Raw genomic sequence first — 26,703 nt, forward strand, 5'->3', positions numbered from 1 at the left:
TCAGGGTGGATAAATGAAGCCGTCAACCACGGGGAAGTCCACCAACCTGCTCTGCCCTGCGTCGAGCCCTCCTGTCAACTCACCCTGCGCGTTCGTCAGCACCTTGTGGTAGGGGTGGTTCTTGATCAGCACCAGGTTGTCGAAATCATTGGTGCCACCGTCATCGAGCGGCAGCTTGTGGTGCACCTGATAACCCGAGGGTATTCTTCCGTCTCCAAGCTTGGCAATATCAACGTCACTCAGACCTGCCTTCTTGAGCTGCGCGACCTTTTCGGAAGATCCAGCGAGGCTCTTGGCGAAGTTGCGTCGAACAGACGAATCGAACTTGTTTCTGAGCTGCTCGGCGTCGACGGGATCCCGCTTCACGTAGTTGATCTTCTGCGTATATACGCCCGGAAGCTCGACAGGGGTCTTATCGAGCTTGCCAACGTACGATTGCTGTTGTGGATGCCTGGCAGGGGGTGGCTCTGGAGGGCGTGGCGGAGCGTTCGACCTGAGAACGGGCCCTCCCGAGCCCGGTGCGCCCGCTGCGGACGAGGGCTTGATCTGGGCTCTGCGGGTCAGCAGGGCCACAACCACCTCCACGCCCAGCAAGACGAAGGCTCGAACCAGCTTCTCGGATGCGCGCCGCAGGTCGAAGTCTCTCCTGGCGTTGATGACGTCGTAGCCAAACTCCACCAGGTCCGCGAGACCTTGCACGCCCTGCGCGCCTATCGAGACATAGGCAACCCCAACCAGGATGACATCAACGACTTCACCCACCCCGAAGAAGTGCGAGGCGGCCCAGACCACCAGGACGCTTGCGGCAATGGCCAGATTCTCCGGGCTGAGCAGCTCGCTCAACGCGCGCTTGAACTCGATTGCCAGGCTGGGAGAGGAGAGCGCGTACTCAATCGTCCTCCGTAGCTTCTGCGTGTTGTCCATCTGGGAGATAGGGTCGACGCCAGCTCCCGCGTTCGGGACAACCCCTGTGACACACCGTGGCCCTGACTGGAGGGGTGTGAGTGTCCTGGCTTTGTTGAAGAACCCATTGTCGTCAGAAGAAGACATGCCAGCCAACCTCACACCGTCAGGAGCGCCATAGGTGTCGGCGCAAGGTATGAGAGGTCGTCACCCAAGGCCGTACCACCACGGTGGTATGTCTTTGCGAAGCGGGCGTGCCCTGATGTCGCGGACACGAGGGCTCTCAGCTCTGCCCATGCCAGCAGAACCTACTACGGCGCGGATTTCTCCGTGGGGCCGGAGGTCGGTACGCGCGTACGCCCACGCGGGAGGATGGGAATGTAGCAGGTGCCCTTGATCAGCTGTCCGCTCAGCGCTTCACACTCTTCGAGCCCCCGTACCTCCAGCACCCAGCAGCCCCCGTTGAGCGCTACCTGCTGCTTGTGCGGGCATCGTCCCTTCGCATCGGGCACCGCCTGCCCCGGCAGAGGTTCGGGCAGAGCCTCCTCGGTCATCATCTGCGGAACAGGAGAGTCGGGAGCTTCCTCCATGGACGTGGCCGCCGCAGCCTCGCCAAGCCCTGCGGTACCTGCGTCCTGCGGCCCCGCCTCCAGGACCTCCACTCGCGAGGCGCCGGGCTCCTCCACAGGCTCATCGGAAGCGAGCCACGACACCCACGCCGTCAGCGCCAGGAACACCGCTGCCGCCGAGAGCCAGGGCCGCACGCTCTCGCGGGGTCGAGCGGGAGCTGACTCCTTGGGAACAGGCGCTTGTGCTTCGGCTGGTACCTCCACAGGGACCGGCAGTCGGCGCTCCGGGGAAGAGCGCGCGGCCTGCTCCAGCGCCTCGGCGAGCTGCGCCGCGGTTCCGCGCTGCTCGGGGCGCACCGAGAGCATGCGCAGGATGAGGTCGCGCAGCCGTGGCTCCACTCGGCGCAACGAGGCAGGGGGAAGCACCGCATCCAGGTGCCAGGTGCCCTGCTCATCCCTCCAGGGCACGGCGAAGTCCGGGTACTCGCCGGTGACGAGCCGGCAAGCCGTCACTCCCAGCGCATACACATCATCCGCCGGCCCGGCGAGATACCGGGCCGTCTCGTCGCGAAAGAAGCGCACCTCGAACAGCATCGCCTCCGGAGAGCGGTAGGCCGGAGTGCCCGGCTGAACGGTGGGCGGAGTGAGCGTGGCAGTGCCCGGAAAGAGCCCCGTGCCGAAGTCGGTGAGCATGGCCCGACCATCCGCGAGCCGCACCAGGACATTGCCCCCCTTCACGTCGCGGTGAATGGCACCGTAGGAATGAAGCGCCGCGAGCGCCCCCGCGAGCTGGGCCAGCATCTCGAGCACCTGCTGCGAGGTGAGTGGCCACTCCCGAACCCACTCATACAGGGGCACGCCCTCCACCCACTCCATCGCGACATAGGGGTAGCTCGAGCCATCGGAGTCCTGCCACGTCCCGGATTCCACCAGGCGCGGGACACTTGGGTGGCGCGTGCGAGAGAGCAGCTCCACCTCGCGCGGGAAGCGAGGGTCCTTCGGGAAGACGGCCAGCTTGAGCGCGACGGGAGGAGCATCCGCGACGTCCACCGGCACCGCACGGTAGACGGCACCATGGACGCCACGGCCCGCCCAGGCCACCACACGCCAGCCCCCCACCACCGTGCCTGGGAGGAGCAATGCCGGGGGCGGAGTGGAATCGAACGCGCTCTGCATCGGGGCCTCGCGAAGGTGGAGGGGTCTGCTCCCGCACTCACGCATACCCTACTCCACAAGTAGGCCCACGTCAGCGAGACGCAACTGGCAGGGGACCTCTTGGAAGGCGCGGAGTGGGCTCTCCTCTCCGCTGGGCAAGAGCACCAGCATCGTCCTCAACGGCCAGAACCGCGTCCAGGATTGAGGCGGCGGCCCCACTGTCGCTGGACTTCAGGCGGCGAGAGAGCCGAAGGTCTCGGCCGGAAGGATACGGAGTTGGCTGGTGGCGGGATCTGTCCAGCGCCAGCCCAGCCAACGCCAGGCTTCGGCGGAAGCATGGAGGATGCGCCCGTGGCCTCCGTCGATAGACGCGGTCTGTCCTTCCGGAAGTTGGAGGCCAGACCAAAGACATTGGCCTGAGGCGACGTCCCACACCTTCATGGCTCCGTCATCGGAGCCCGAGATGACACGGTGGCCGTCCGGACTCCACGCGCACGCGTTGACCGGACCGCCATGTCCGGAGAGGGTGAGCAGACGCTCTCCGGACACGGCGTCCCACACCTTCAAGGCTCCGTCCCAGGCTCCCGAGAGGACGCGCTGGCCGTCCGGACTCCACGCGCACGCGTTGACCGGACCGCCATGTCCGGAGAGGGTGAGCAGGCATTCTCCGGACGCGGCGTCCCACACCTTCATGGCTCTGTCCCGGCCCCCCGAGAGGACGCGCTGGCTGTCCGGACTCCACGCGCACGCACTAACCCAAGCGCCAACTCCGAAGAGGGTAAGCAGGCATTCTCCGGACGCGGCGTCCCACACCTTCATGGCTCCGTCACCGGAGCCCGAGAGGACGCGCTGGCCGTCCGGACTCCACGCGCATGCGGTGACCGAGCCGAAATGTCTGGAGAGGGTGAGCAGGCATTCTCCGGACGCGGCGTCCCACACCTTCATGGCTCCGTCCCGGCCCCCCGAGAGGACGCGCTGGCCGTCCGGACTCCACGCGCACGCGGTGATCGGGCCGCCATGTCCGGAGAGGGTGAGCAGGCACTCTCCGGACGCGGCGTCCCACACCTTCATGGCTCTGTCGCTGGAGCCCGAGAGGACGCGCTGGCCGTCCGGACTCCACGCGCACGCGTTGACCGAGCCGCTATGTCCGGAGAGGGTGAGCAGGCATTCTCCGGACGCGGCGTCCCACACCTTCATGGCTCTGTCCCAGGCTCCCGAGAGGACGCGCTGGCTATCCGGACTCCACGCGCACGCGGTGACCCGGCCGCCATGTCCAGAGAGGGTGAGCAGGCATTCTCCGGACGCGGCGTCCCACACTTTTATGGCCCCGTCCCAGGCTCCCGAGAGGACGCGCTGGCCGTCCGGACTCCACGCGCATGTATCAACCCAAGCGCCATGTCCGGAGAGGGTAAGCAGGCATTCTCCGGACGCGGCGTCCCACACCTTCATGGCTCCGTCATCGGAGCCCGAGAGGACGCGCTGGCCGTCCGGACTCCACGCGCACGCGTTGACCTCTCCGCCATGTCCGGAGAGGGTGAGCAGGCACTCTCCGGACGCGGCGTCCCACACCTTCATGGCTCTGTCACTGGAGCCCGAGAGGACGCACTGGCCGTCCGGACTCCACGCGCAGGCGTTGACCGGGCCGCCATGTCCGGAGAGGGTGAGCAGGCATTCTCCGGACGCGGCGTCCCACACCTTCATGGCTCTGTCATCGGAGCCCGAGAGGACGCGCTGGCCGTCCGGACTCCACGCGCAGGCGGTAACCCTGCTGGAATGTCCACTCGAGGGTACCAAACTCACAGTACTGGCCTGCGCCAGGGGACTCTCCTGGCGGTCCTTGACATGAGTGGCGTGGCGTTCCCAGCCTTCCGGCAAAATGGCCCCCGTGAGGCTCACCCAGATCCACTGGCAGCCGTCAACCTGCGCCCCTCGTAGATCCGCGCCTACCAACGATCCCTCCCTCCACTTGAGCCCTCGGAGGTCAGCCCCTTGAGCTCGCGCACGAGATGCTCTTACGTTCAAGAACAGCGCTTGTCGGGCTCTCATCGATGTGAGATCCGCGTCCCCAAGCTCCACATGCTCGAGCCGCGCGCGGTTGAGGCGCACGGTGGAGAGGTCGGCCCTGCGTAGGTTCAGCGGCTGGGTTGGTCCGCCACCGCAGATGTGCCATTCATCCAGGTTCGCTCCGGCCAGCTTCACCCTGGTGGGAGCGGGCACTGGAGCCCCCTGGCGGAGAGCGTTCACCCAGTAGGCAAACGCGAGCACGGCGGCGCGGAGGTTCTCTCCGCCGAGAATGGACTCCATCGCGCGCAGGGCCACCGTGAGTTGGGGCTCAAGGGCCAAGATCTGACCAAGGAAGTCCAACGTCTCCCGAGAGACCATTGGAAGGTCCCAACGGTCCACCTTACCCTCAATCAGAGCACGCTCGAGATGGGCGGCGAGGAAGTACTCCTGCAGCGACGTATGGGCGAAGCGGAAATGCTTCTCCTCCGTGGTGGGCCGCAGGACGAAGGTGGCAGTGCGTAGATCCTCCTTCAGGACCGTGCGGTCCTTGTTCTTGTAGATCTCGGTGAGGCTGGGACTCGCGGCGAGATACTCGTCGAGCCATGACTCAAGCCGATCTACGTCCCACTGCTTTGTCCCATCCCGCCAGAGTGCCGCAGCGAGCTCTTCCATGAGCCGACGCTTGTGGCCAGCCTCGATCTGGTGCTTCCCGTCATCCCGATTCAGCCAGGAGCGGACGACGAGCTCATACAGCCGCGCGGCATTCACCTTCTCGCCCCGAGCCCGGAGTTCCTCCAGTTCACCAAGGTGGCCACTGATGAGGGTGAGCAGGTAGGGCCGCTCCGCGAGATCCCGGAGATTGTGGATCGAGGCAATGACCTCGAACGCTTCAGCCCCACGCTCAGGGTCGCTGCCGAGAAAATCCGCCAGGTAGTCTCGGATCTGCTCCTCCGTGAACGGCAGGAGGCAGAGGGCCGGAAACTGCTTGCGATCGAAGCCCTCGCGGTCCTCGCCCACGAGCATCGAGTTCTGGCTCCACACATCGGGGAAGTAGTGGGATCGGCAGGAGACGAGGAGCTTGCCCCGGCGTTTTCCAGTGGGCAGGGTGTCTCTGCTCCTCGCGGCATCCGGCAGCACGGCCCACAGCGTACGGATGAAGGCGCGGGCGCGGTCGGGTGGAAGATGGACGATCTTCTCGTCCAGACCATCGAAGAGGATGAACGCGCCTTCCTCCTGAACGAGCCGCAGCACGTCCTGGGCAGTGATGGTGCGGTCTCGCACCTCCCAGCTCCGCTGGATCACCCCGGAGAGGAGCTGCTCGATGGTGGGGACGCTCTCCTTGTCGTGGGCCTCACTGACGTAGTCACGGAGATCCACGTAGATAGGGAGCGGGAGACTCGGTCTGGCCCTGCGTTCCTTGAGCAGGTGGCGTGTGAACTGCTTCAGGGTGGTGGTCTTGCCGATGCCATACTCCCCAAGCAACGCGAAGAACGGCGATGAGTCGGGATTGCTGGCCCAGGACTCGAGTTCCTCGAGCGCGTCACGTGCCTGGACGTGAGCTGAGGAATCGGACCTTCCAGCCGCGATCCGCTCGAGTTCCCCCAAGGCGATCCTATGGCCCCGGGTGCGCTGGAAGTGGTCAGTCTCTTCCGGCACCGGGACATGCGCTGCAAGCGCATCCGCAGTGCCTGCGTCGGTCCCCCGCGGCGCCGAGGGCGGCCAGGAGGGAGGAGGAGAACCGAAGAAGGCGTCAAGGCGCTTCTCGATGGCTAGGTAGAGCTTGTAGACGAACTCGCGGCGCCTGGCGCCCGCCGGCATCTGGTCATAGTAGCGCCCCTGGGTCCGATCGCTCTGGAACAAGAAGACCTGGTGTTCTCCGAGCCCCTTCAGGTCATGCCTGTCGAACGACACCTGCACCAGCCCCACGGGGAGGACGGGCTTGATCTTCGGGTTGTCCGGCGCTCCCACGAAGTGGGGCAGTTCCTTCTCCCCGATGAACTTGCTCGCGAAGAAGGCCGGACTGATCAACATCAGTCCGAAGTCGCAAGCCTTGATGGCCTTCTCGATGCTCTCCTTCCAGCGCTCGCCCAGCAGGATGTCACGGTCGATCCAGGGGATGAGCACATAGCGAGCCGAGGCAGCGAAGTGGGTGCTCAGTTCCTTCACGAGCGCCTCGACGAGCAACCTGTTGTCGTGGGCGTAGGAGACGAAGAAGCGGACGGCTTGCTTTCCCGAGGCCATGGCCGTCCCGGTGGTCGCAATCCCCTGGGCGGGCACCAACGGCTTGCCCTCGATGTCGGCCGTCACCTGGTCGGAGTACCGCTCCGCCTGCTTCACGGCGGGATCCGGCCCGGTGAACCAGCAGGAGCGCTCCTCCGGCGGGTTCTTCTTCTTCATGTCCACGTGGAAGCGGAGCCCGAGATCGGCTCGCCCCTCTCCCTGCGAAGCATCGTTGAGCCGCTTGCGAAAGGAGGTCAGGGCCGTCTGCGCCTTGCGAACCTCCTCGCCCGGGAAGAGCACCTTGAGGCAGTCGGACAGCCGGATGCGCTCCGTGACGGCGAGCCCCAGCAACTTGTCGAGCCGTTCCCGGTCCGACTTGCCGAGTTCCTCCCGCAGGGGGCCAGCGGCCGCACGCAGGGCTTCACCGTAGAGGGGGGTGTTCGCGAGCATGGAGAGCAAAGTACCCGAAACCCGGGGACAAGCAAGAGGGGATATAACGATTTTGACGATTTCTTGATGATTTCATCCTCCCACGGCTTCACCGTATGGGATGCCAGTTCCCCCACACGCACTATGATGAGGACATGAAGTTCACTCAGGAGGAGTTCGTTCGACTGAGAGCCCGCATCGCGGCGCTCGATCCGCTCCTGGTGGCCGCCTCGGACGAGGTGGACCGCACGCTGCTGGAGTGGGCTCGGAGCCTGTCTCCCCTGGAGCGACTCTCCGCCGCCAGCCGTGCCTCCGAGGCACTCCACAGGTTCCAGGTTCAGCGCTCACCCAAGGCAGGCTGATCTCCGGGTGCTGATCGAAGCGCTGGTCGGGGCGGGAGTAGAGTTCATCGTGGTCGGTGGTGGAGCGGCCGTCCTTCGAGCGAGAGGTCGGCAACCACAAGCTTCGCCCGTTCCCATCCCGCTGACGCTCCTCGCGGAGCGCGCCTCGGAGCCTGACGACGGCTCGACGTGAACAGGGCGGCTCACGCCCCTGAGGGGTAGCGCTTCTTCATGTCCGTGACCGTGTTCTTGATGATCTTGCTCAAGGTCGGGACATCCACGTCATCGAGCGTGTTGATGTAGAGGCACCCCTTGCCCGTCTTGTGCTTGCCCAGCTTGCCGAGGAGCTCTTTGTAATCCTCGAAGCCCGGCATGATGTAGAGCGTAAGGTTCGCCTTTCGCGGCGAGAACCCCACGAGGCACATGTCGCCCTCGTGGCCACTGTCGTACGTGTAGTGGTAGGTCCCGAACCCCACGATGCTGGAGCCCCACATCTTCGGCTCGAGCTTCGTCACCTTCTTCATCAGCTCGCACAGGGCGATCGCATCCTGCCGCTTCTTCTCGGGGGCGACCTCAGCCAGAAAATCCTCGACGCTGGCCTCCGTCTTCTTCGTCTTGAGCTCGGCCTTCTTCTTCGCCTTGGGCTCAGCCTTCTTCTTCGTCTTGGACTCGGCCACGCGCGCTCCTTCCGAAGGGTTGGGGATTCCCCCTCTAGCATTTTTTCGAGAGGGGCTGGCCTGAGCCGCTGCCCCCCCTGCTCCCGGGCGTGCGCCAGGACAACATCCTCCCTCCGCCACACGATGGGCGGCCCCTCACGCGCGGTTTTCTTCCAAAGGAGGACGGGAGCCGACGGAAGGGACTTGCCGTCCTCCCGAGTCGTTGGCTCAAGTAGGCTGCTCGCACGGGAAGACGGGGGCCCCTCGCCGCGTTGAGGGGGCCCGAACAGGAGAGCTGGCCATGCGCCTCGTGAGGACCACGGACGAAGTGTCGGGAGCGCAGCGTCCGCTGCAGGAAGCCTTCTCGCGCCTGCAGGCACGTCGCTGGGAGCAGGCCCAGACGACCGCCAGGGAGCGGCTCGCGCGGCTGGAGCGACTCAAGGCCAACATCCTCGCCCGCCGACAGGCCCTCGCCGACGCCCTCTACGCCGACTTCCGCAAGCCCCAGGCCGAGGCCGAGAGCACCGAGGTGCTGCCCGTCCTCATGGAGCTGGCGCACACCCTGAAGCACCTGAAGTCGTGGATGAAGCCGCGGCGCATGGAGACGCCCCTGCTGCTCGCGGGCACCACCAGCGAGGTGCGCTACGAGCCCAAGGGCGTCGTGCTCGTCGTTGCCCCGTGGAACTACCCCTTCGCCCTGGCCATCGCCCCGCTGCTCACGGCGGTGGCCGCCGGCAACTGCGTCATGCTCAAGCCCAGCGAGAAGACGCCGCACACCGCCGCCTTCCTCGACGAGCTCGTACGCGACACATTCGACCCCGCCGAGGTGGCCGTCATCCAGGGCGGCCCCGACGTGGGCGAGGCCCTGCTCCAGCTGCCCTTCGATCACTTCTTCTTCACCGGCGGGCCACGCGTGGGCCAGAAGGTCATGGCCGCGGCGGCGCGACACCTGGCCGGCGTGACGCTGGAGCTGGGCGGCAAGTCCCCCGTGGTGGTGGATGCCACGGCGGACGTGAAGGCGGCCGCCGAGCGCGTCATCTGGGGCAAGTTCCTCAACGCCGGACAGACCTGCATCGCGCCGGACTACGTCTTCGTGCACGCCTCGCGCGAGGAGGCGTTCCTCGCCGCCACGAAGGAGGCGCTGGAGCGCTTCTACGGAAAGACGGAGGAGGCGCGGCGGGCGAGCCCCGACCTGTGCCGCCTGGTGGATGACTCGGCCTTCTCGCGCGTGTGCCGCCTGCTCGACCGGACGGTGGCATCGGGCGGCCGGGTGGTGGCCGGCGGCGTGGTGGACTTGGACAGCCGCTACATCGCGCCCACTGTGCTGGCGGACGTCTCGACGGAAGCTCCGGTGATGGAGGAGGAGATCTTCGGCCCCGTGCTGCCCGTGCTGCGCTACGAGCAGCTCGAGACCGTGGTGGAGACCATCCGCGCGGGCGGCAAGCCCCTGGCCATGTACATCTTCAGCCAGGACGAGGACACGGTGGAGCGGCTGCTGCGGCAGACGTCCGCGGGCGGCACGGTGGTCAACAACGTGGTGCTCCACTTCGTGAACCCCGCCCTCCCCTTCGGCGGCGTGGGCCAGAGTGGCGTCGGCGCCTACCACGGCGAGGTGGGCTTCCGGGAGCTGAGCCACGCCCGCGCCGTGCTGCGCCAGGGGCGCGCGTCGCTGGCGCAGTTCTTCTTCCCGCCGTACACGGGCAAGGCGAAGCAGCTGGCCCGACTCGCGAGCAAGCTCTTCGAGTAGCCCTGGAGCACCCGAGGCGGCGGGTGCCACGGAACGCTCACGCAACCCGCCGGATCGCGCCATGGAGTGCCCTCCGTGCTGACCATCGACCCACACCCCCTGCTGGACGCCCTGGCCTTCACCACCACCCTGCCAGGGCCGCTGTCCTCCCTCCCCTCTCCCGACTGGCTCCAGGCGCTCCTGAAGCCGGACGCCCCCGCGCCCCTCTCGAGCGATGACGCCGTGCGCGGCGTCGTGAGAGACCTGCTCCGCCACGGCGGCTACAAGCCCACCGGTCGGGGCAAGCCCGCCTCGGAGTACCTCGTGCGCGCGGCGGGAGATGGCTCGCTGGGCTCCATCAACGCCGCGGTGGACGCGTGCAACGCCGTCTCGCTCCACAGCGGCCTGCCCATCAGCGTGGTGGACCTGGACCGCGCCAGGGCGCCCTTCCGCGTGGGCATCGCCCCCGAGGGCGCGCAGTACGTCTTCAACGCCTCCGGGCAGACCATCGACGTGGCGGGGCTGCTGTGCCTCTTCGACGCCGAAGGCCCGTGCGCCAACGCCGTGAAGGACGCGCAGCGCACGAAGACGAACGCGGACACCCGCCGCACCCTCACCATCCTCTGGGGCGCCAAGGCGCTGGGGGACAGGACCGCGCGCGCCTTCGCCTGGTACCGCGAGCTGCTCGAGCGGCTAGGCACCACCGTGGAGCGGCTTCCCTGAGCTCGCCGGACCTGGAGCTGCTGCTCGCCGACGGCGCCCGGGCCCTCTCCGCGGCCTGGGGTCGCCCGGTGCTGCTCACCGCTCCAGAGGTGCTCCGCACCGAGTCGCGCAGCGTCGTCGTCCGAGCCCGGGTCGTCGGTGGCGGCAACGTGCCGAACGTCGTGCTCAAGCACTTCCGGGACGATCCAGTCCTCGGCCTGGACGACTGGGCCGGCCTCGTGTTCCTCCAGCAGCGAGGCCTGCGCATCGGCCCCCGCTTCCTCGCCGGCAGCGAGGAGGCGCGTCTCTTCGTCATGGAGGACCTGGGCCGGGGCCACACCCTCGAGAGCCTCTTCCAGGGCCAGGACGAGCGCATGGCCAGCGGAGCGCTGCTGGCCATCGTGCGGCTCACGGCCCTGATGCACATCCGCACCCTGAGCGCGCAGGCGGACTATGACGCCGTCCGCCAGGCCATCGAGCCTCGCCACGAGCGGGCACGCATCGAGAACGCCCGCTACCTGCTGGACAACGCCGGCCGGCTGCGGCGGTGGGTGGCCGAGGTCGGCGCCGAGGAGGCTCCCGGCACCCAGACGGACCTGGAGCTGCTCGCGCGCGAGCTCGCCGACCCCGGGCCCTTCCTCGCCTTCACGCACGGAGACATGGCACCGAGCAACACGCTCCTCACGCGCGACGGGCCCCACCTGCTGGACTTCGAGTACTCGGGCATGCGCCACGCCCTGTACGACGCGCTGATGTGGCTGATCTCGGTGCCGCTGCCGGACGAGCTCATCGCCCGCGCGGACACCATCTATCGCACCGGCCTGAGCCAGGCCTGCTACTCGGCGCAGGTGGACTCGGAATACTTCCACGCGCGCGCCGTGGTGGTCGCCGCGCGCACCGTCAACCTCTTCCAGTGGATCTCCCCCAAGGCCCTGGAGCGGGACCGCGAGTGGGCGCCCGGCTTCACCGAGCGCGACGCGCTGCTGCGCCACCTCGAGCGCTACCGGCTGCTGCTGGAGCCCCTCGACCCCGTCCCCGCGCTCTCCCGCACCCTTCGCTCGCTGGAGACGCGCCTGCGCGAGCGCTGGACCGTGAAGCCCTTCGTCTGGCCCGCGTTCTGGTGAGGCCCGGGCAGCGCCTCCGAGGCTACAGGCCCAGCCCGGAGCGGATCGCCGCGACCACCTCGTCGGGCCCCGGCGTCACATCCACCTGGAGCGCCTCCTGCGGCACCTCCAGCGCCTCGAACTGACTGCCGAGCAGACCCAGCGGCATGAAGTGGCCCGCGCGATGCGCCAGCCGGTCCGCGATCACCTCTCGCGGCGCCCACAGGTACACCCACCGCACCCGCGTCGGGTCGACCGTGAGCAGCGCGCGGTAGCTCCGCTTCAGCGCGGAGCAGGCCAGCACCGCATCCTCGCCTCGCGACAGCGCCTCGGTGATGAGCTCCTGCAGCCGCAGGAGCCAGGGCGTACGGTCCTCATCCGTCAGGGGAATCCCCGCCGCCATCTTCGCCACGTTCACCTGCGGGTGGAAGTCATCCCCCTCCAGGAAGCGCCAGCCCAGCGACTGAGCCAGCCGCCGGCCGATCGTCGTCTTCCCCGCGCCAGCCACTCCCATGATGATGATCACCACGCGCCATGCTCCCGGACCTGCGTCGTCTTCACCCATGGTGCGGCATCTCGCCTCCCGCCGCTACCCCCGAGGATGGCTACCGTTCACCCGTCCTCCAGGGTCCTCCGTCCACGTCAGACCCGCCGGATACGATTCGGTTCGTCGCCGCGAGGGACTCGCGGCGTTGTGAGGGGTCAAAAACTCGTGGCCGATATCCCGAATGGCGGACAGGTCGAAGTCAAAGGCTCGGGCGCCAAGCCGTACATCCTGAAGAACACCGGTGGTGTGTACTCGTGCTCGTGCCCCGCGTGGCGCAACCAGTCCGAGCCCATCGAGCGCCGCACCTGCAAGCACCTGCGCAAGGTCCGTGGTGACGACGCCGAGAACGCCCGCCTCGGCGCGGCGGCCTCCCGCGCGGCGGCCAGCGCTCCCAACAGCCCCACCAACCGGGTTGCCACCAGCAAGCGCGCCAGCTCCGCCTCGAGCGACGGCAAGGCCCCGCCGGTGCTGCTGGCCCACTCCTGGGAGAACGACACGGACCTCACCGGCTGGTGGATGAGCGAGAAGCTCGACGGCGTGCGCGCCTACTGGGATGGGACGCGCTTCCTCTCGCGCCAGGGCAACCCCTTCTATGCGCCGGACTGGTTCACCGAGCAGCTTCCGGACTACCCGCTCGACGGAGAGCTGTTCGGCGGCCGCAAGAAGTTCCAGCGCACGGTGAGCATCGTCCGCCGGCAGGACCAGAGCGACGACTGGAAGGAGCTGGCCTTCGTCATCTTCGACGCGCCTTCCCTGGACGCGCCCTTCGAGGACCGCATCGCCCACGTCCAGCAGTTCGTGGACGACGTGGCGCCGTCCTACGCCGAGTGGCTGCCGCATGAGCCCTGCCAGGGCGTGCAGCACCTGCGCTCGGAGCTGGCGCGCGTGGAGGGGCTCGGGGGCGAGGGGCTGATGCTGCGTCAGCCGGGCTCTCGCTACGAGGTGGGCCGCTCGTACACGCTGCTCAAGGTGAAGAGCTTCCACGACGACGAGGCGCGCGTCATCGGCCACCAGCCCGGCGCGGGCCGCCACAAGGGCCGCCTGGGCGCGCTCGAGGTGGAGCTGCGCAACGGCACCCGCTTCTCCGTGGGCACCGGCCTGTCCGACGCCGAGCGCGGCAACCCGCCGCCCCTCGGCAGCATCATCACCTTCCGCTACCAGGAGCTCTCCAACGACGGCGTGCCGCGCTTCCCCTCGTATGTGGGCGTGCGCATCGACGCGGAGCCCTGGGAGCCCCAGGCCCAGCGCAAGCGCTCCTGACGCATCGCGCCTTGTTGCTCCATCTCTCTCAAGAGGTGGAAAAAATGACGGACCTCCATTGAACGAAATGGAGTCTCACCTCCGGTGACAGGGTGGACCTGTGCGCTGCGAGTCATCGCAACGCCCCGAATCCCCGAGGGGTGAGCCCTCCCGTCCGCACGGGTTCGACGATCCGTGCGTTCCGGGACGGTGCACATGTCTTGCAGGGCAAAGGGTAGATCCCCCTTTTCCAGGTTCCCAAGCCCCATGCGCTGCGAGCTCTGTCTCTCCGAACACACCGACGATGTGCTGTGCGGAAACGTGCACTGGAGCCTCTCGGGCGAGGTCACCGTCGTGGACCCCGCCCAGGCGCGGACTCCATCGCCGCCTCCGGCCCCTCCCGCCGCGGCTGCGCCCTCGCGAGAGCCGGCGCCCGCCGTGGACCTGGTGGGCAGGACGCTCGGGTACTACCGCGTGCTGCGACGGCTGGGCTCGGGAGGCATGGGGACGGTGTACCAGGCGGAGCAGACGCGCATCGGCGCGCGGGTGGCGCTCAAGGTGCTGCACCCGCACCTGAGCCAGGACGCCGGCCTGCTCGCGCGCTTCTACGCCGAGGCGAAGACGGTGAACGTGGTGGGCCACCCCAACATCGTCCGCATCTTCGACATCAACGAGGCGCCCGGCGGCCTCCACTACTTCGTCATGGAGTACCTGGAGGGAGAGCCGCTGTCGCAGCTGCCCCGCCCGCTGGAGCCGGGCCTGCTCACGCACCTGCTGGCGCAGGCGTGCGAGGCGCTGGAGGCCGCGCACTCCGCGGGCGTGGTGCACCGGGACTTGAAGCCGGACAACCTCTTCGTGGTGCGGCGCGAGGGCTCGCAGCGGCCCTCGCTCAAGGTGCTGGACTTCGGCGTGGCCAAGGCGCGCGACTCGATGAACACGCGGCTCACGGCGGTGGGCACGGTGCTCGGCACGCCGGCGTACATGGCGCCGGAGCAGTGGACGGGGCAGCCGGTGGATGGGCGCGCGGACATCTATGCGCTCGGGGTGACGGCGTACCTGATGGCCACCGGGCGGCTGCCCTATCCGCGCGGCCAAGTGGCGGAGATCGTCCTGTCTCCCACGGCCCCGGGCCCGGTGCCGCCGCACCTGCTCAACCCGCGCATCCCCCAGGCCTTCTCGGAGGCGGTGCTGCGCGCGATGGCACGCTGCCCGGCCGATCGCTTCGCCCACGCGCTCGAGTTCAAGCAGGCCCTGGAGGCGGCGACCACCGCCACCGCGCGGCCCCGGGCCACGCCAGCGCCCTCGCCCGTGCCCGAGGCCCTGCGCGCCAGCACGCCGGTGCCGGCTCCCACGGTGTCCCTGCGCGCTCCCCGCGCGCACCTGCCGCGCTCGGATGTCCAGGCGCCCCAGACGTGGGAGGCGCGGGTGCGCCGCCGCAGCGGTGCCGGTGAGGTGGTGGTGCAGTGCACGGAGCTGAGCCGCGGCGGGCTCTTCATGTGCTGCTCGGAGCCCTTCCCCCAGCTCTTCACCCAGCTGGCGTTCACGCTGATGCTGGGCGGCGAGGCCGTGGAGTGCGTGGGCGAGGTGGTCCGGCACGTGGACTCGGCGCAGGCACAGACGTGGGGCATGTCGCCGGGCGTGGGGCTGCAGTTCGTCAACCCTTCGGCCAGGCTGCGCGAGCACCTGCGCCAGCTGCGCCCCGCGCGCGTGCTGCCCCCCACGCCCGCGCCCGTCGCCCAGGACTGCGTCCTCTAGCGAGCCGGGCCACTGTCGCCCGCCGCCCATCGACGCGCTTCAAACGTCCGCTTCTCAACTCCGAGGGTGGTACTCGGGTCCGAGCCCCCCGGAGCGGATGTGGGCGCCTCGGGTAGCGTGGAGGCTTCATGGGACACAGGAAACGCAAGGAGGCCCGGGCTCCTCTCCGGGCCTGGAGCCTCTGCGGGCTCGGATTGCTGGCGCTCGGCGTGGCGGTCGGCGCGTGCCGGGACTCCATCGGGACGGCGCTCTACGTCACCATCGACTTCCCTCCCTCGCTGCAGATGGATCAGCTCCTCGTCACGGGCACCGTGGAGGGGGATGGCTTCGGCCCCCACGTGCTGCCGGAGGAGCCCGAGCGGCTGCTCACCAACGGCGACACGTTCCGCGTGCTCCTGTCCGCGGCGCCGGACGACGCGGAGGCGAAGCTGAGCGTGGAGGGGCTGCGCCAGGGCGCGCGGATCGCGGTCGGCACCAGCGAGGTGCGCATCCAGGAGGGTGACGAGGTGGATGTCACCGTGCGGCTGGAGCCTGCGCCCACTCCGGACGGCGGAGTGCCCGACGGAGGCACTCCGGATGGAGGCTTCTGCCCCAACTGCGCCAGCGGGTGCTGCATGAACAACGTCTGCACCACCTCCACCTTCAACACCTGTGGCTCGGGCGGCATCGCCTGCGTGACGTGTGAGCGAAAGACGGCGGACTCCTGCGGCCCCCAGGGCGTCTGTTCCTGCGGGCAGGGGCCCGCGTGCGATCCCGCCTTCTCGGACCAGTGCACCAATGGCCAGTGCAAGTGCGGCAACGGGCCGGCGTGCGGCTTCGGCCAGACGTGCGTGGGGGGCAAGTGCGTCTGCAACCCGAGCTCGTGCGGCGGGTGCTGCTTCGGCAACCTCTGCGCGCCCGGCAACAGCAAGGACGCGTGCGGGCGCAACGGCGTGGAGTGCGCGAAGTGCAGGAACACCTGCGGCTCCACGGGCACCTGCTCCTGAGGCGCGGCTAGCGGCCGCGCGAGAGCACCTCGATCATCAGGCGCTGCACGTCTTCCTTGGTGAAGGGCTTGTCCAGCACGCGGTGCTGGCCGCTGGCGAGGAACTCGCGCGCGCGGGGCGTGAAGCCTCCGCCCGTCATGAAGATGAACTTGTGGGCCAGGGCGGGGTTGCGCGCGGTGACCTCCGCGTGGATGTCCATGCCCGTGCGCACCGGCATCAGCAAGTCACAGAAGACGATGTCGAAGCCCGGCTCGCGCAGCAGCCGCTCCATGCCCACGACGCCGCCGTTGGCGATCTCCACCGTGTGCCCTTCCAGCATCCGGCCGAGCGCGGCGGCCACCGCCGGCTCGTCGTCGATGATGAGCACGCGGGTGGGCGCGGCTATCGGCACGGGCGCGGGGGTGGGAGCCGCGGTGGACGGGCCCGAGGCGGGCGGCAGCGTCACGCGGAACGTCGTGCCCTTGCCCACCGTGGACTCCACGGTGATGTCCCCGCCGTGCGCGCGCACCAGCGAGTGGCAGATGGCCAGCCCCAGCCCGGTGCCCACGCCCTGCGGCTTGGTGGTGAAGAAGGGCTCGAAGATGCGCGCCATGTTCTCCGGGCGGATGCCGGTGCCGGTGTCCCTCACCTCCACGACGGCCTGGCCCTGCTCGTCCGTGCGGGTGACGAGGCGTATCTCGCTGGTGTCCACCTTCCCCTCGGGGATGGCGTGCGCGGCGTTGATGACCATGTTGAGGAAGACCTGGAAGAGCTTGCCGTCGTTGCCGATGATGGGCGGCAGCGGGCCGTAGTCCTTCACCAGCCGCGCCCGGTGACGCACCTCGCTGGCGGCCATCTGCGCCACCGAGTCCAGCACCCGGTGCAGATCCACCGGCTCCTGCCGCTCCTCGTCTACGCGCGAGAAGGACTTGAGCTGGCGGACGATCTGCCGCACCCGCTCGGCGCCCTCGCGCGCGTCGCCCAGCACCTCGCGCCACTCGTCCACGCGCTCGGCCGCGGCGGGCCCCGGCTGCATGTCCCCGTGGACGAAGTCCAGGTTGGCGATGACGTAGGAGAGCGGGTTGTTCAGCTCGTGCGCGATGCCGGCGGCCAGCGTGCCCATGGAGGCCATGCGGTCGCTGAACATGAGCCGCGCCTGCATCTGCCGGCGCTCGGTGAAGTCGCGCGCCAGCGTCACCAGCGCGGGCCGGCCGTCGAACATGACGCGCAGGGTGACGAGGTCCGCCACCACCTCCTGCCCGTCCCGGCGCAGCAGCGTCACCTCCTGCACTCGCGCGGCCACGCCCTGCAGGGCCTCGGCGATGTGGCGGAGGATGGCCGGGTGGTCCTCCACCCGCGCCATCATCAGCACGGGGCGGCGCAGCAGCGTCTCCGGCCCGTCGTGGCCCAGGTACCGCACGGTGGCCGGGTTGACGTAGAGCACGCGGTTCTCCGCGTGGACCATCACCGGATCCGGGAAGCCGTCGATGAGCAGGTGCAGGCCGGCCTCGGTGCTGCGCAGCGTGGCCTCGGTGCGCGCGCGCAGGGCGTCCGAGGTCTTCTGCTCCAGCGCCAGCGACAGCGCCCCCGCCGCGCCGGCCAGCAGGCTCGCCGTCCCCTCCTCCCACGGGCGAGCCTCCGCGCAGTTGTCGAAGCCCAGGAAGCCGACCAGCTCCCCATGCATCCGCAGCGGCAGCAGCAGCACGGCGCGGATTCCACGGGCCGCCATGTTCGCCTGCAGCTTCGGGGGACACTCGGAGGCCAGGAACTGCAGGGGCTGGCCCGCGCTGAGCAGCAGCGCATGGTCCGGCCGCAGCAGCGCCTCCAGGGGGAAGTCCCTCAGCTCCGCCCGGCCGAGCTGCGAGGGGACGCCGGGCAAGCACCACTCGGCCCTGTAGGTGACGAGCAGCCGCTCCAGCTCGTCGTGGCGCGTCTCGAGGATGTAGGCGCGGCTGGCGCCGACGGCACGGCCCAGGGGCTCGAGGAGGACGGGGTAGAGGTCGCTGTCGGCATCGTGCGCCAGCAGCCGGCGCTGCACCTCCACCACGGCGGACAGGCAGCGCTCCCGGGTGGCGACGGCCTGCTGGGTGCGCCGGCGCTCGGTGATGTCCGTGATGAGCCCCACCACCTCCCCCCGCGAGGCGGGAGAGGACTCGGCGAACAGCTCCACCCAGCAGGTACCGGCGCGCGTCAGCACGCGCACCTCCTCCCGGAAGCTGTCCAGCTCTCGGGCCACCACGGAGCGCACCCGCCGGGCGATGTGCTCGCGCTCCAGGGGGTGCAAGGCCTCCGCCAGTGGCGTGCCGAGCGTGGCCGCCACCGTCAGCCCGGTGAGCTGTTGCCAGGAGGCCCCGAGCAGGGTGAAGCAGCCTTGGGCGTCGAGCTGGAAGGCCACCGCGCTCAGGTGCCGCGCCAGCAGGCGGTAGCGCAGCGCGTCCGCCTCGAGCTCCGCCTGGGCGGGGGTGCCACGGCCCACTACCGCCCGCGGCTCACGCGGGAGCGGCTCCGGCGCTCTCACCGGAGGCTCGGACGGCTTCGCTCCTGGTCCCCGCTCATCCACCAAAACGGTTCCTCTCTGTCCTCACCAGCGCATGGACTGGGGACAGCGCCTCGCTCCTCGAGCTCCATGGCGCTCGCCGCCTCACGCGCAGGGGCCCTACTCCACTCCGCATGAGCACGCACTATCCGTGTGACGCACCGAGCCCTCCAAGCACTGCACCCGACAGTGCTTCAGTCAGCCTGGAGGAAGGCTTCAGCTCCGTGCATGGCCCTCGGGTCGGGCAGCTGGGATTCCCGCCAGTTCCGGACGCTCGACCCCGCCATTCACCGATAGTTCACAGCATTCCACAGGGTGACGAGCTGGGATGGGGTGACGGCGCATGACCCATCAGGTAGGTTGCGCCCTACCCGACGTGTGGTTTGCATTGCGCCTGATCTGGAGTTCATCTTTAATTTCCCTAAATAGGGATTTCAATGAATTCCAGGAGCCCCCATGCGGCTTCCCCGAGGGCTGACGCTGCTGTGTGGAGGGCTGCTGGGGTGCGTCAGCGGCCCTGAGATGGTGGGAGAGGACGTCAACTATGGCCTCAAGGATGGACAGGTCTGGGTGCGTGGCCCCTGGGCGGCCATCCAGCCCTCGAAGGATCCCGACGAGGTGATCGACCAGCTCTGTCCCGCCGTCATGGAGCTACCTGGCGCGCGCTTCGGGAGTCATGGCCAGGAGTACTGCGGCCTCGGAGACGCTCGCGGACTACCATGGTCACCCCTGGACTCCCTCCTCCATGATCGAGAGCCGGGCGGACCTGCTCGCCGCGACGCAGGTGTTCTCCGTTCGCATCCAGTTCGACACGGCCTGCCATGTCCAGAAGTTGGTCCCCTACGTGAAGGAGGATCGCCCGGGCGAGCTGTACGAGCGCCGCGAGAAGACCTGGAAGCTCATCGGTCTCATCAAGCCTGAGAACAAAGCCAGCGGGCGGGTCACCCTTGTCACCGATTGAACCGCTTCGGCGCGGCGCGCGGCCCTGGCCCTCTCCGCGCCAGAGGAACTTCATGAAGCGTCTCCTGCTGTCGATGCTCTGCGCCCTGCTTCCCGCCTGCGCGCTCTTCCGGCGTCCGCCACGGCCCGTCCATGCCCCGCCGCAAGAAGCCACGGGGGTCACCTTTCCCCAGGAGATTCTCGATCTCGAAGGGAGCGTGAGCGTCACGGGCCCCCTGTTCGTGGCGATGCAGCTCGCCATGGAGGACTTCCGCCCCTGGGATCTCCAACCTCCCCGGAACGCCACACCTCGAGAGGCGTGCCTCTACAAACGTGAGTCATATGACATGAACGCGGCTCCCGGAGCCGACGGTGTGGTCTTCGTGCAGATCTGGGCACGCCCTGGAACGTGCGAGATGGGCCTCGGCCCTGTCCTGGATGTCGGCGCCAATTACATCATCGACACGAAGACCTGGCGCATCCTCGCCACCGTGCACTAGGGCCGTCAGCCGTCGACGGTGAAGCGGCAGCGCTCGCGCTCCTGGGCGATGGCCGGCGCGTCGTCCACCACGGGGGCGCGGCGCGACACCATGTCGCTGGCCTCCCAGCTGTAGCGCTCGCCGTTGAGCCGCACGTGCCCGTCGGCCACCAGGCGGGTGGCCTCCAGCAGCGGCACGTGCGACAGGTCCCTCATCAGCGCCTCGAAGCGTCCCTGTCGCGCCGGCTCCACGAAGCGGAAACGCGCCCGAGCCACCACCGCCAGGTGGTACCACATGGGCCGGAAGGCCACTCCATCCAGCTTCAGCCGTTCCGCCATCAGCATGAGCATCTCCCCCGCTTCGCGTGACAACCCCAATCCTGGCACTTCCTGGCCCGGCAGTTGGGGGCGCAACGAGCTGAAGCGCGCGTGAGGGTGCCGTAAGGTGAGCCAGTTGACGAAGAGGTATTGCTCCTCTCCGATGCACCGACGCTCCAGGATGCAGTCCACCAGCAGGTGCTCGCGGCCGTCCGCCTGCCCCAGGAGCTGGATGCGATCGCCCGCGCCCGTGGTGCCCAGCTCCACCCGCAGCCGGCTGTAGCCCAGGCGCTCCAGGTGCGGCAGCAGCCCGTAGCGGTAGAGGGCGTACTCCAGCGACTGCGCGGTGTAGTAGCCCAGCACCCGGGGCTGGGGCGGGAGGGTGTGCCCCAGCGAGCCCTCCAGGTCCTCCAGGGTGATGGGCTCCCAATCCCAGTCGGACGAGGCCTCTCGGGACAGCAACCGCGAGATGCGCTGGAAGCGGGCGCTCAGCGGATCGAACCGCTCCTGGATGGGCCGGTGCCCGCGCCCGCCCAGCACCAGCATCGAGCCGGCGAACACCTTCCAGGAGTCCTCGTGGTAGCCGCCCCCGGGCAGCCACACGGCCGGCAGGCCTCGGAGCGCTCGCGCCACGAGGCGGTCCCGCCGCCGGGCTCCCTCCAGCGAGAGCCCCAGCCGCCCGAAGCGATCTCCGCGCAGCACGTCTCCGCCAGCGATGACGAAGGCCAGCTGCGCGCGGGGCATGCGATTCAGCAGCGCCTCCAGCATCGCGAGGTACTCCGCGTCGCCGGTCCCCTCCGGCAGCAGCACCTCGTCCACGCCGGGCAGGGCGCCCCAGCTGCTCCCGGAGATCGAGCCAATCCACACCTTGGCGTCCCCGGCGAAGCAGGCGGCGGTGCCGTCCGGCGGGTGGGCGTCCAGGTCCACCACCACCGTCTTGCCGTCGAAGCCATCCGCGCGCACGGCCGCGAGCGCCACGGCGATGTCATTGAGGGCGCAGAAGCCCCCGCCGTGGTCCGGCGCGGCGTGGTGGAAGCCACCGGCCAGGTTGGCCACCGGGCGTCCCTGGGCGAGCGCCATCCGGGTGGCCTCCAGCGTGCCGCCGCAGACGCGGCGTACCGAGTCCAGCAGGGTGTCCACGGGCACATCCGAGGGGTCCACTCCGAAGATGCGCGCGAGCGCCTCCGGCCGCCCGAGCGACTCCAGGTAGGCCACATGGTGCACGCGGGCGAGCTGCGCGTACGAGACGGGCAGCGGGCGGTGCACCTCCGTGGGGCGGACGATGCCGGTCTCCAGCAGGTACCAGGTGGTGAAGTCCACGCGGCGGGGCTCGATGCCGGTGGAGACCTCCAGGCCGCTGAACGGCAGCCGGTAGGACTCGTCGTAGAAGACGGGCACCCGAGCCCGGTCGGGGCGAAGCCGTGCGCTCCACTCCTCGAGCCAGCCTCTCATCGCCAGCGGAGCATGCCATCCCTCCCCTCGCGGAATCTACCCAACACGTCGCCTTCCCGCTCCGAGGGGCTCCTGCCCCTACTGCTCGCTCGCCGCCTCGGGCACATCCGGTCCGGTGCGGACCTCCTCCCGGAGCCCATGGCTGCGTCGCTTCGCCGCTCGCGCCACGAGCGTGGACAGGAGCGCCCAGGCCAGCCCCGCCATCCACCCCCCCAGCACGTCCGTGAGGTAGTGCACCCCCAGGAACACCCGCGTCAGCCCCACCAGGAAGGTCAGCGCCAGCGACACCCCCAGCACGTACACCTTGAGCCACTGGCGATCCGTGAGCTGCGTCAGCAGCGCGCCCAGCGTCAGGTACACGATGGCCGAGAGCATCGCGTGCCCGCTGGGGAAGCTCGGCGCATCCGCCTCAACCAGGTGCGGCACCACCGTGGGACGGGGCCGGGCGAAGAAGCCCTTGAGGACGGAGTTCAGCAACGCCCCGCTCACCGTGGCCCCCACCACCAGCAGCAGCGAGCGGAAGCGCCGCACCAGGACCAGGAAGCCACACACCGCCAGCGTGACGAGCGTCAGGACCGTTCCGCCCCCCAGCGCCGTCACGTCCCGCGCCGCGACCCGCAGCCACACGGGGCCAATGGGCGTAGCGGGGTCCTCGGCCTTGCGCAGCGCGCGCACCACGGCCTCGTCGAAGCCCTGCGTCTCCTTCTCCACGATCTCGTCGGCCAGGAGCACGAAGCCCAGGGCGCAGGCCACGAGCGCCAGCAGCAGCCCGAGCAGCCGGACGCCATCCCCACTGCTCACCTTGGAACGCCACTCGCGGAAGAGATGCCGCATCCGCTCTACCCTATGCACTCACGACGCTCGTGGGGCTCCAACCTCACCCCGTCGCCTGGAAGTGCACAGAACCGGACCTGCGTACTCCCTTGAACGGGCCCCCATTCTGTCCCGTTGTTCTCTCCGCCCAGGCTGCTATCACTGCGCCCTGGGAGGGACACACGTGGCCATCGCGACCATCGATCCGACGACGGGCAAGACGCTCCGCACCTTCACAGCTCACACCCCGGAGGAGCTCGAGGCGCGGCTGCGGCTCGCCGAGGAGACCTTCCGCACCTACCGCCACACCTCGCTGGCCGACCGGAAGCGCTGGCTGGCCCGCGCCGGCGAGCTGCTGGACTCCGAGGCCGACCACTTCGGCCGCATCATGACGCAGGAGATGGGCAAGCCCTTCGAGGCCGCCAAGGCCGAGTCCCAGAAGTGCGCCACGGCCTGCCGCTACTACGTCGAGCATGGCGAGGCGTACCTGCGCGACGAGCCCATCGACACCGGCGGGGACCGCAGCTACGTGCGCTACCAGCCGCTGGGGCCGGTGCTGGCCATCATGCCGTGGAACTTCCCCTTCTGGCAGGTCATCCGCTTCGCCGCTCCGGCGCTGATGGGCGGCAACGTGGGGCTGCTCAAGCACGCGCACAACGTGCCGCAGTGCGCCCTGGCGCTGGAGGAACTGTTCCTGCGCGCCGGCTTCCCCAAGGGCGCCTTCCAGACGCTGCTCATCGAAACGGCGGACATCCCGCGCGTCATCGACGATGGGCGCGTGAAGGCCGTCACCCTCACCGGCAGCGAGGGCGCCGGGCGCGCGGTGGGCAGCCAGGCCGGCCGGGCCCTGAAGAAGGTGGTGCTGGAGCTGGGCGGCAGCGATCCGTTCATCGTCATGCCCAGCGCGAAGCTGGAGCTGGCGGTGGAGACGGCGGTGAAGGCCCGGCTCATCAACAACGGCCAGTCCTGCATCGCCGCCAAGCGCTTCATCGTCCACGAGTCCATCTACCCCGAGTTCGAGCGCCGCTTCGTGGAGCGCATGCGCAGGGCGGTGGTGGGCGACCCGATGGACGCCAGGACGGAGGTGGGCCCGCTGGCCACCGAGGGCATCCGCCAGGGACTGCACGCGCAGGTGGAGAAGAGCGTCGCGGCGGGCACCAGGCTGCTGGTGGGCGGCAAGCTGCCCACGGGCGCCGGCCTCTACTACCCGCCCACGGTGCTGTCGGATCCCGCGCCGGGCTCTCCCGCCGCCACCGAGGAGATGTTCGGCCCGGTGGCCGTGCTCTACCGGGCCCGGGACGTGGACCACGCCATCGCGCTCGCCAACGACACGCCCTTCGGCCTGGGCGCGAGCGTGTGGACGCACGACGAGGCGGAGATCCGCCGCTTCATCGACGGCATCGAGACGGGGATGGTGTTCGTCAACGCGATGGTGGCCTCGGATCCGCGGCTGCCGTTCGGCGGCGTGAAGGCCTCCGGACACGGGCGCGAGCTGGCGCTGCACGGCCTGCGCGAGTTCCTCAACGCCAAGACGGTGCGCATCACCGCCGGCACCGGCGCTCCGCCCACCCAGGCCTCGGCTAACGAGTAGGCACCCGCGAGCCGGGGGCGCGGTGGACCTCCTCCAGCGCCTCCGTCACCGCGTCCATCTCCGCGCCGAGCTGCTCCACGCTCTGGCGCAGGCCCGCGCCCGCCACGTCCTCCGAGGCGGCATCCGCCGTGCGCACCCGCAGGAGCTGCGTGTAGAGGTTCTCCAGCGTGTAGTAGAGCCGCATGTACTCCGCCTCCAGGCGCGAGGCGGCCGTGGACAGCTCCGCGCGCTGGCGCTGCTGCTCCTCGAGCGCCTTGACCGCCGAGGCCAGGCGCTCCTTCACCACCGCGTCTCGCTCGGACTCCACCCGGGCCGTGAGCGCGGCGTGCTCGCTGGCCAGCCGCTGCTCCTCCTCGGGCGAGGAGAGGGCGCGCAGCTCCTGCTCCCGCCGCACCAGCTCGTGGCAGCTCTTGCGCAGGGCCTCCACCGTCTGCTCGGGCGAGCGGACCACCTCGCGCAGCACGCCTGGGCCCGCCTTCAGCTCCACCCGCAGCTTCTCGCACAGCGCATCCACCCGGGCGATCCGCGGCTCCGTCACGACAGCCGCGCGAGGGGGCTCCGGGAGCAGCTCCGCCTTGCGCTCCGGGAGCGGCTGGGGCGCCGGGGCTCCGCGAGCCCCCTTCAGATGGCGGGCCGCCTGCATTCCGAACACGAAGACGGCGATGAAGATGAGCCACCACATGCGCGGGTAGGCCAGGGCGAGCCCCAGCGTCACCAGCGCGGCGATCGCGAGGAACACCCCCATCACCGGGTTGCGAGAGGCCTCCTCACGCGCCCGGTGCTCGGCACGCTCCGCCTCCTTCTTCGCGCGCCGCGCCTCGCGCTTCGCCTGCTTGAGCCAGCGCTTCTCCCACTCGCGGCGCTCCTTGCGAGTAGGCAGGCGGCCCATCTGCCGCACCCAGGCCTCCATCTCCTGCGCGTGACGCTCCTGTCCCTCGGCCAGCGCCTCCTCGAGGCGGCGCAGGCGCTCCTCCTGCGAGGAAGCCGGAGAGAGGGGCGGCTTGGAAGAATCAGGGGGCACGCAGTGAGGCTAACCACTTCTCCTGGCGCTCGGGGAAGAAGGTTCCTCGCCTCCCCACCGGCAGGGCCTCCAGACGGGTACGGCTCGCGCAAGCCCTCGAACTTCCATGGTGATTGCTGGCAGCGAGCATGCCAGCTGATGGCAGAGAGGGAGCAGGCCCGGACGGGGGGAGGCGCTCGGAGCCGAAGTGCGTTAGGGAGGAGCCCTCTGCTCGCCGGGGTCGCCGCCCGAATGACCTACCCAGCCTCTTCCCGTCGCTTCCAGGTCTTCAGCTACGCCGTGCTCGTCTACACGCTGGCGGTGGTGCTGTGGGGCGCCTTCGTGCGTGCCACGGGCTCCGGCGCCGGGTGCGGAGACCACTGGCCGCAGTGCAACGGCGTCATCCTCCCGCGCGAGCCCACCGTCGCCACCCTCATCGAGTACACGCACCGGGTGACGAGCGGCCTGGCCACGCTGCTGGCCGTGGCGCTGTGCGTGTGGGGCCTGCGCGCGCACGCCAAGGGCCACCCGGTGCGGCGCGCGGCGGTGCTCCAGCTCGTCTTCATGCTGACCGAGGGCGCGGTGGGCGCGGGGCTGGTGCTGCTCCAGTACGTGGCGGACAACCCGTCCATCGCGCGGGCGTTCTGGATGGCGGTGCACCTCATCAACACCTTCCTGCTCATCGGCGCCCAGGCGCTGACGGCGTGGTTCGCCGGCGGGCGCGCGCGGCTGGTGCTGCGAGGCCAGGGGATGGCCGGAGCGCTGGTGGCCACCGGGCTGGCGGCGCTGATGCTGCTGGGCGTGACGGGCGCCATCGCGGCGCTCGGCGACACCCTCTTCCCCGCCAGGAGCCTGGCGGAGGGCTTCCAGCAGGACATGTCCGAGACGGCCCATGTGCTGCTGCGCCTGCGCGTGCTGCACCCGGTGCTCGCGGTGGGCCTGGGCGCGCTGGTGGTGGTGCTGGGCTCCCTGCTCTCCCGGCTGCGGCCCACGCCGGAGGTGAAGCGCGGGGCGACGGTGCTCGGCGTGCTCTACGCGGTGCAGCTCGCCGCCGGGCTCATCAACCTGGTGCTGCTGGCGCCGGTGTGGATGCAGCTCGTCCACCTGCTGCTGGCGGACCTGGTGTGGATCTCCCTGGTGCGGCTCAGCGCGGCGGGGCTCGCGGAGGACGCCCCCAGGGCCGAGCTTCGCCCCAGTCCGGCGCAGGCCCCTTCCGCCTCGGGCTCGGGCGCGGGGTGACAGCGCCACGCCCACCGCGCGCG

At 69.5% G+C, this 26,703-nt stretch carries 20 protein-coding genes; 11 read left to right on the forward strand and 9 right to left on the reverse strand.

Going from position 1 to position 26,703, the window contains the following annotated elements; translation table 11 throughout:
* From KY572_RS32220 to KY572_RS32230, 3 genes are all read right to left on the reverse strand, one after another.
* Positions 1–924 (reverse strand): HNH endonuclease signature motif containing protein, encoded by a 924-nt coding sequence (locus KY572_RS32220; RefSeq protein WP_224247479.1) that lies wholly within the window; start codon positions 922–924, stop codon positions 1–3.
* 290 nt (positions 925–1,214) lie between these two features.
* On the reverse strand, positions 1,215–2,648 hold the full coding sequence (locus KY572_RS32225) for a serine/threonine protein kinase (protein WP_224247480.1): 1,434 nt from the start codon (positions 2,646–2,648) through the stop codon (positions 1,215–1,217).
* Positions 2,649–2,858: 210 nt separating this feature from the next.
* Complete coding sequence (locus tag KY572_RS32230) at positions 2,859–7,301, reverse strand: eIF2A-related protein (protein ID WP_407660030.1); 4,443 nt, start codon at positions 7,299–7,301, stop codon at positions 2,859–2,861.
* 134 nt (positions 7,302–7,435) lie between these two features.
* Here KY572_RS32230 and KY572_RS32235 point away from each other — a divergent pair, with 134 nt between their 5' ends.
* Entirely contained in the window at positions 7,436–7,642 is a 207-nt protein-coding gene (locus tag KY572_RS32235) for a hypothetical protein (protein WP_224247482.1), read from the forward strand.
* Positions 7,643–7,824: 182 nt separating this feature from the next.
* Here the strand turns inward: KY572_RS32235 and KY572_RS32240 are convergent, their stop codons facing one another.
* On the reverse strand, positions 7,825–8,298 hold the full coding sequence (locus KY572_RS32240) for a DUF1801 domain-containing protein (protein WP_224247483.1): 474 nt from the start codon (positions 8,296–8,298) through the stop codon (positions 7,825–7,827).
* A gap of 280 nt (positions 8,299–8,578) precedes the next feature.
* On the opposite strand from KY572_RS32240, the gene KY572_RS32245 reads away from it, so the two are divergent.
* The 3 genes from KY572_RS32245 (at position 8,579) to KY572_RS32255 (ending at position 11,829) form a co-directional block, all read left to right on the forward strand.
* On the forward strand, positions 8,579–10,024 hold the full coding sequence (locus KY572_RS32245) for an aldehyde dehydrogenase family protein (protein WP_224247484.1): 1,446 nt from the start codon (positions 8,579–8,581) through the stop codon (positions 10,022–10,024).
* A 75-nt stretch (positions 10,025–10,099) separates the two neighbouring features.
* Positions 10,100–10,726, forward strand: coding sequence for a phenylalanine--tRNA ligase beta subunit-related protein (locus tag KY572_RS32250; RefSeq protein ID WP_224247485.1), 627 nt, complete (start codon positions 10,100–10,102; stop codon positions 10,724–10,726).
* A 68-nt stretch (positions 10,727–10,794) separates the two neighbouring features.
* The gene (locus KY572_RS32255; protein WP_224247486.1) at positions 10,795–11,829 is read left to right on the forward strand and encodes a phosphotransferase; all 1,035 of its coding nucleotides are present in this window, start codon (positions 10,795–10,797) and stop codon (positions 11,827–11,829) included.
* A 22-nt stretch (positions 11,830–11,851) separates the two neighbouring features.
* Here the strand turns inward: KY572_RS32255 and KY572_RS32260 are convergent, their stop codons facing one another.
* A complete protein-coding gene (locus KY572_RS32260) occupies positions 11,852–12,337 on the reverse strand; it encodes a gluconokinase (protein WP_224247568.1) in 486 nt (161 codons plus the stop codon).
* 183 nt (positions 12,338–12,520) lie between these two features.
* Between KY572_RS32260 and KY572_RS32265 the strand changes: the two genes are divergently transcribed.
* From KY572_RS32265 to KY572_RS32275, 3 genes are all read left to right on the forward strand, one after another.
* Positions 12,521–13,615 (forward strand): DNA ligase, encoded by a 1,095-nt coding sequence (locus tag KY572_RS32265; protein WP_224247487.1) that lies wholly within the window; start codon positions 12,521–12,523, stop codon positions 13,613–13,615.
* A 246-nt stretch (positions 13,616–13,861) separates the two neighbouring features.
* Positions 13,862–15,349 carry a serine/threonine-protein kinase gene (locus tag KY572_RS32270; protein ID WP_224247488.1) on the forward strand — a complete coding sequence of 496 codons (1,488 nt, stop codon included), beginning with the start codon at positions 13,862–13,864 and terminating at the stop codon, positions 15,347–15,349.
* Between the two features lie 128 nt (positions 15,350–15,477).
* On the forward strand, positions 15,478–16,335 hold the full coding sequence (locus KY572_RS32275; protein ID WP_224247489.1) for a hypothetical protein: 858 nt from the start codon (positions 15,478–15,480) through the stop codon (positions 16,333–16,335).
* Between the two features lie 7 nt (positions 16,336–16,342).
* On the opposite strand, the gene KY572_RS32280 is transcribed toward KY572_RS32275, so the two are convergent.
* A complete protein-coding gene (locus tag KY572_RS32280; RefSeq protein ID WP_224247490.1) occupies positions 16,343–18,832 on the reverse strand; it encodes an ATP-binding protein in 2,490 nt (829 codons plus the stop codon).
* 694 nt (positions 18,833–19,526) lie between these two features.
* Here KY572_RS32280 and KY572_RS32285 point away from each other — a divergent pair.
* The gene (locus tag KY572_RS32285) at positions 19,527–19,811 is read left to right on the forward strand and encodes a hypothetical protein (protein ID WP_224247491.1); all 285 of its coding nucleotides are present in this window, start codon (positions 19,527–19,529) and stop codon (positions 19,809–19,811) included.
* Positions 19,812–19,863: 52 nt separating this feature from the next.
* Positions 19,864–20,289 (forward strand): hypothetical protein, encoded by a 426-nt coding sequence (locus tag KY572_RS32290; protein WP_224247492.1) that lies wholly within the window; start codon positions 19,864–19,866, stop codon positions 20,287–20,289.
* Between the two features lie 5 nt (positions 20,290–20,294).
* Here the strand turns inward: KY572_RS32290 and KY572_RS32295 are convergent, their stop codons facing one another.
* Entirely contained in the window at positions 20,295–22,037 is a 1,743-nt protein-coding gene (locus tag KY572_RS32295; protein ID WP_224247493.1) for a histone deacetylase family protein, read from the reverse strand.
* 78 nt (positions 22,038–22,115) lie between these two features.
* Complete coding sequence (locus KY572_RS32300) at positions 22,116–22,871, reverse strand: phosphatase PAP2 family protein (protein ID WP_224247494.1); 756 nt, start codon at positions 22,869–22,871, stop codon at positions 22,116–22,118.
* 163 nt (positions 22,872–23,034) lie between these two features.
* Here KY572_RS32300 and KY572_RS32305 point away from each other — a divergent pair, with 163 nt between their 5' ends.
* On the forward strand, positions 23,035–24,441 hold the full coding sequence (locus KY572_RS32305) for an NAD-dependent succinate-semialdehyde dehydrogenase (protein ID WP_224247495.1): 1,407 nt from the start codon (positions 23,035–23,037) through the stop codon (positions 24,439–24,441).
* On the opposite strand, the gene KY572_RS32310 is transcribed toward KY572_RS32305, so the two are convergent.
* A complete protein-coding gene (locus KY572_RS32310) occupies positions 24,431–25,462 on the reverse strand; it encodes an AAA family ATPase (protein ID WP_224247496.1) in 1,032 nt (343 codons plus the stop codon). The two genes, KY572_RS32305 and KY572_RS32310, sit on opposite strands and share 11 nt — an antisense overlap.
* A 231-nt stretch (positions 25,463–25,693) precedes the next feature.
* Here KY572_RS32310 and KY572_RS32315 point away from each other — a divergent pair, with 231 nt between their 5' ends.
* Entirely contained in the window at positions 25,694–26,680 is a 987-nt protein-coding gene (locus tag KY572_RS32315) for a COX15/CtaA family protein (protein ID WP_224247497.1), read from the forward strand.
* The last annotated feature ends 23 nt before the right edge of the window (positions 26,681–26,703 follow it).

Source organism: Hyalangium gracile, assembly GCF_020103725.1.
Classification (GTDB): domain Bacteria; phylum Myxococcota; class Myxococcia; order Myxococcales; family Myxococcaceae; genus Hyalangium; species Hyalangium gracile.

Excerpts from the sequence above, each read along its gene's own strand:
- KY572_RS32230 (WP_407660030.1), bottom strand. The coding sequence starts at position 7,301 with ATGCTCGCGAACACCCCCCTCTACGGTGAAGCCCTGCGTGCGGCCGCT.
- KY572_RS32220 (WP_224247479.1), bottom strand. The coding sequence starts at position 924 with ATGGACAACACGCAGAAGCTACGGAGGACGATTGAGTACGCGCTCTCC.
- KY572_RS32295 (WP_224247493.1), bottom strand. The coding sequence starts at position 22,037 with ATGAGAGGCTGGCTCGAGGAGTGGAGCGCACGGCTTCGCCCCGACCGG.
- KY572_RS32225 (WP_224247480.1), bottom strand. The coding sequence starts at position 2,648 with ATGCAGAGCGCGTTCGATTCCACTCCGCCCCCGGCATTGCTCCTCCCA.
- KY572_RS32285 (WP_224247491.1), top strand. The coding sequence starts at position 19,527 with ATGGCCAGGAGTACTGCGGCCTCGGAGACGCTCGCGGACTACCATGGT.
- KY572_RS32235 (WP_224247482.1), top strand. The coding sequence starts at position 7,436 with ATGAAGTTCACTCAGGAGGAGTTCGTTCGACTGAGAGCCCGCATCGCG.
- KY572_RS32290 (WP_224247492.1), top strand. The coding sequence starts at position 19,864 with ATGAAGCGTCTCCTGCTGTCGATGCTCTGCGCCCTGCTTCCCGCCTGC.
- KY572_RS32245 (WP_224247484.1), top strand. The coding sequence starts at position 8,579 with ATGCGCCTCGTGAGGACCACGGACGAAGTGTCGGGAGCGCAGCGTCCG.
- KY572_RS32300 (WP_224247494.1), bottom strand. The coding sequence starts at position 22,871 with ATGCGGCATCTCTTCCGCGAGTGGCGTTCCAAGGTGAGCAGTGGGGAT.
- KY572_RS32275 (WP_224247489.1), top strand. The coding sequence starts at position 15,478 with ATGGGACACAGGAAACGCAAGGAGGCCCGGGCTCCTCTCCGGGCCTGG.
- KY572_RS32315 (WP_224247497.1), top strand. The coding sequence starts at position 25,694 with ATGACCTACCCAGCCTCTTCCCGTCGCTTCCAGGTCTTCAGCTACGCC.
- KY572_RS32270 (WP_224247488.1), top strand. The coding sequence starts at position 13,862 with ATGCGCTGCGAGCTCTGTCTCTCCGAACACACCGACGATGTGCTGTGC.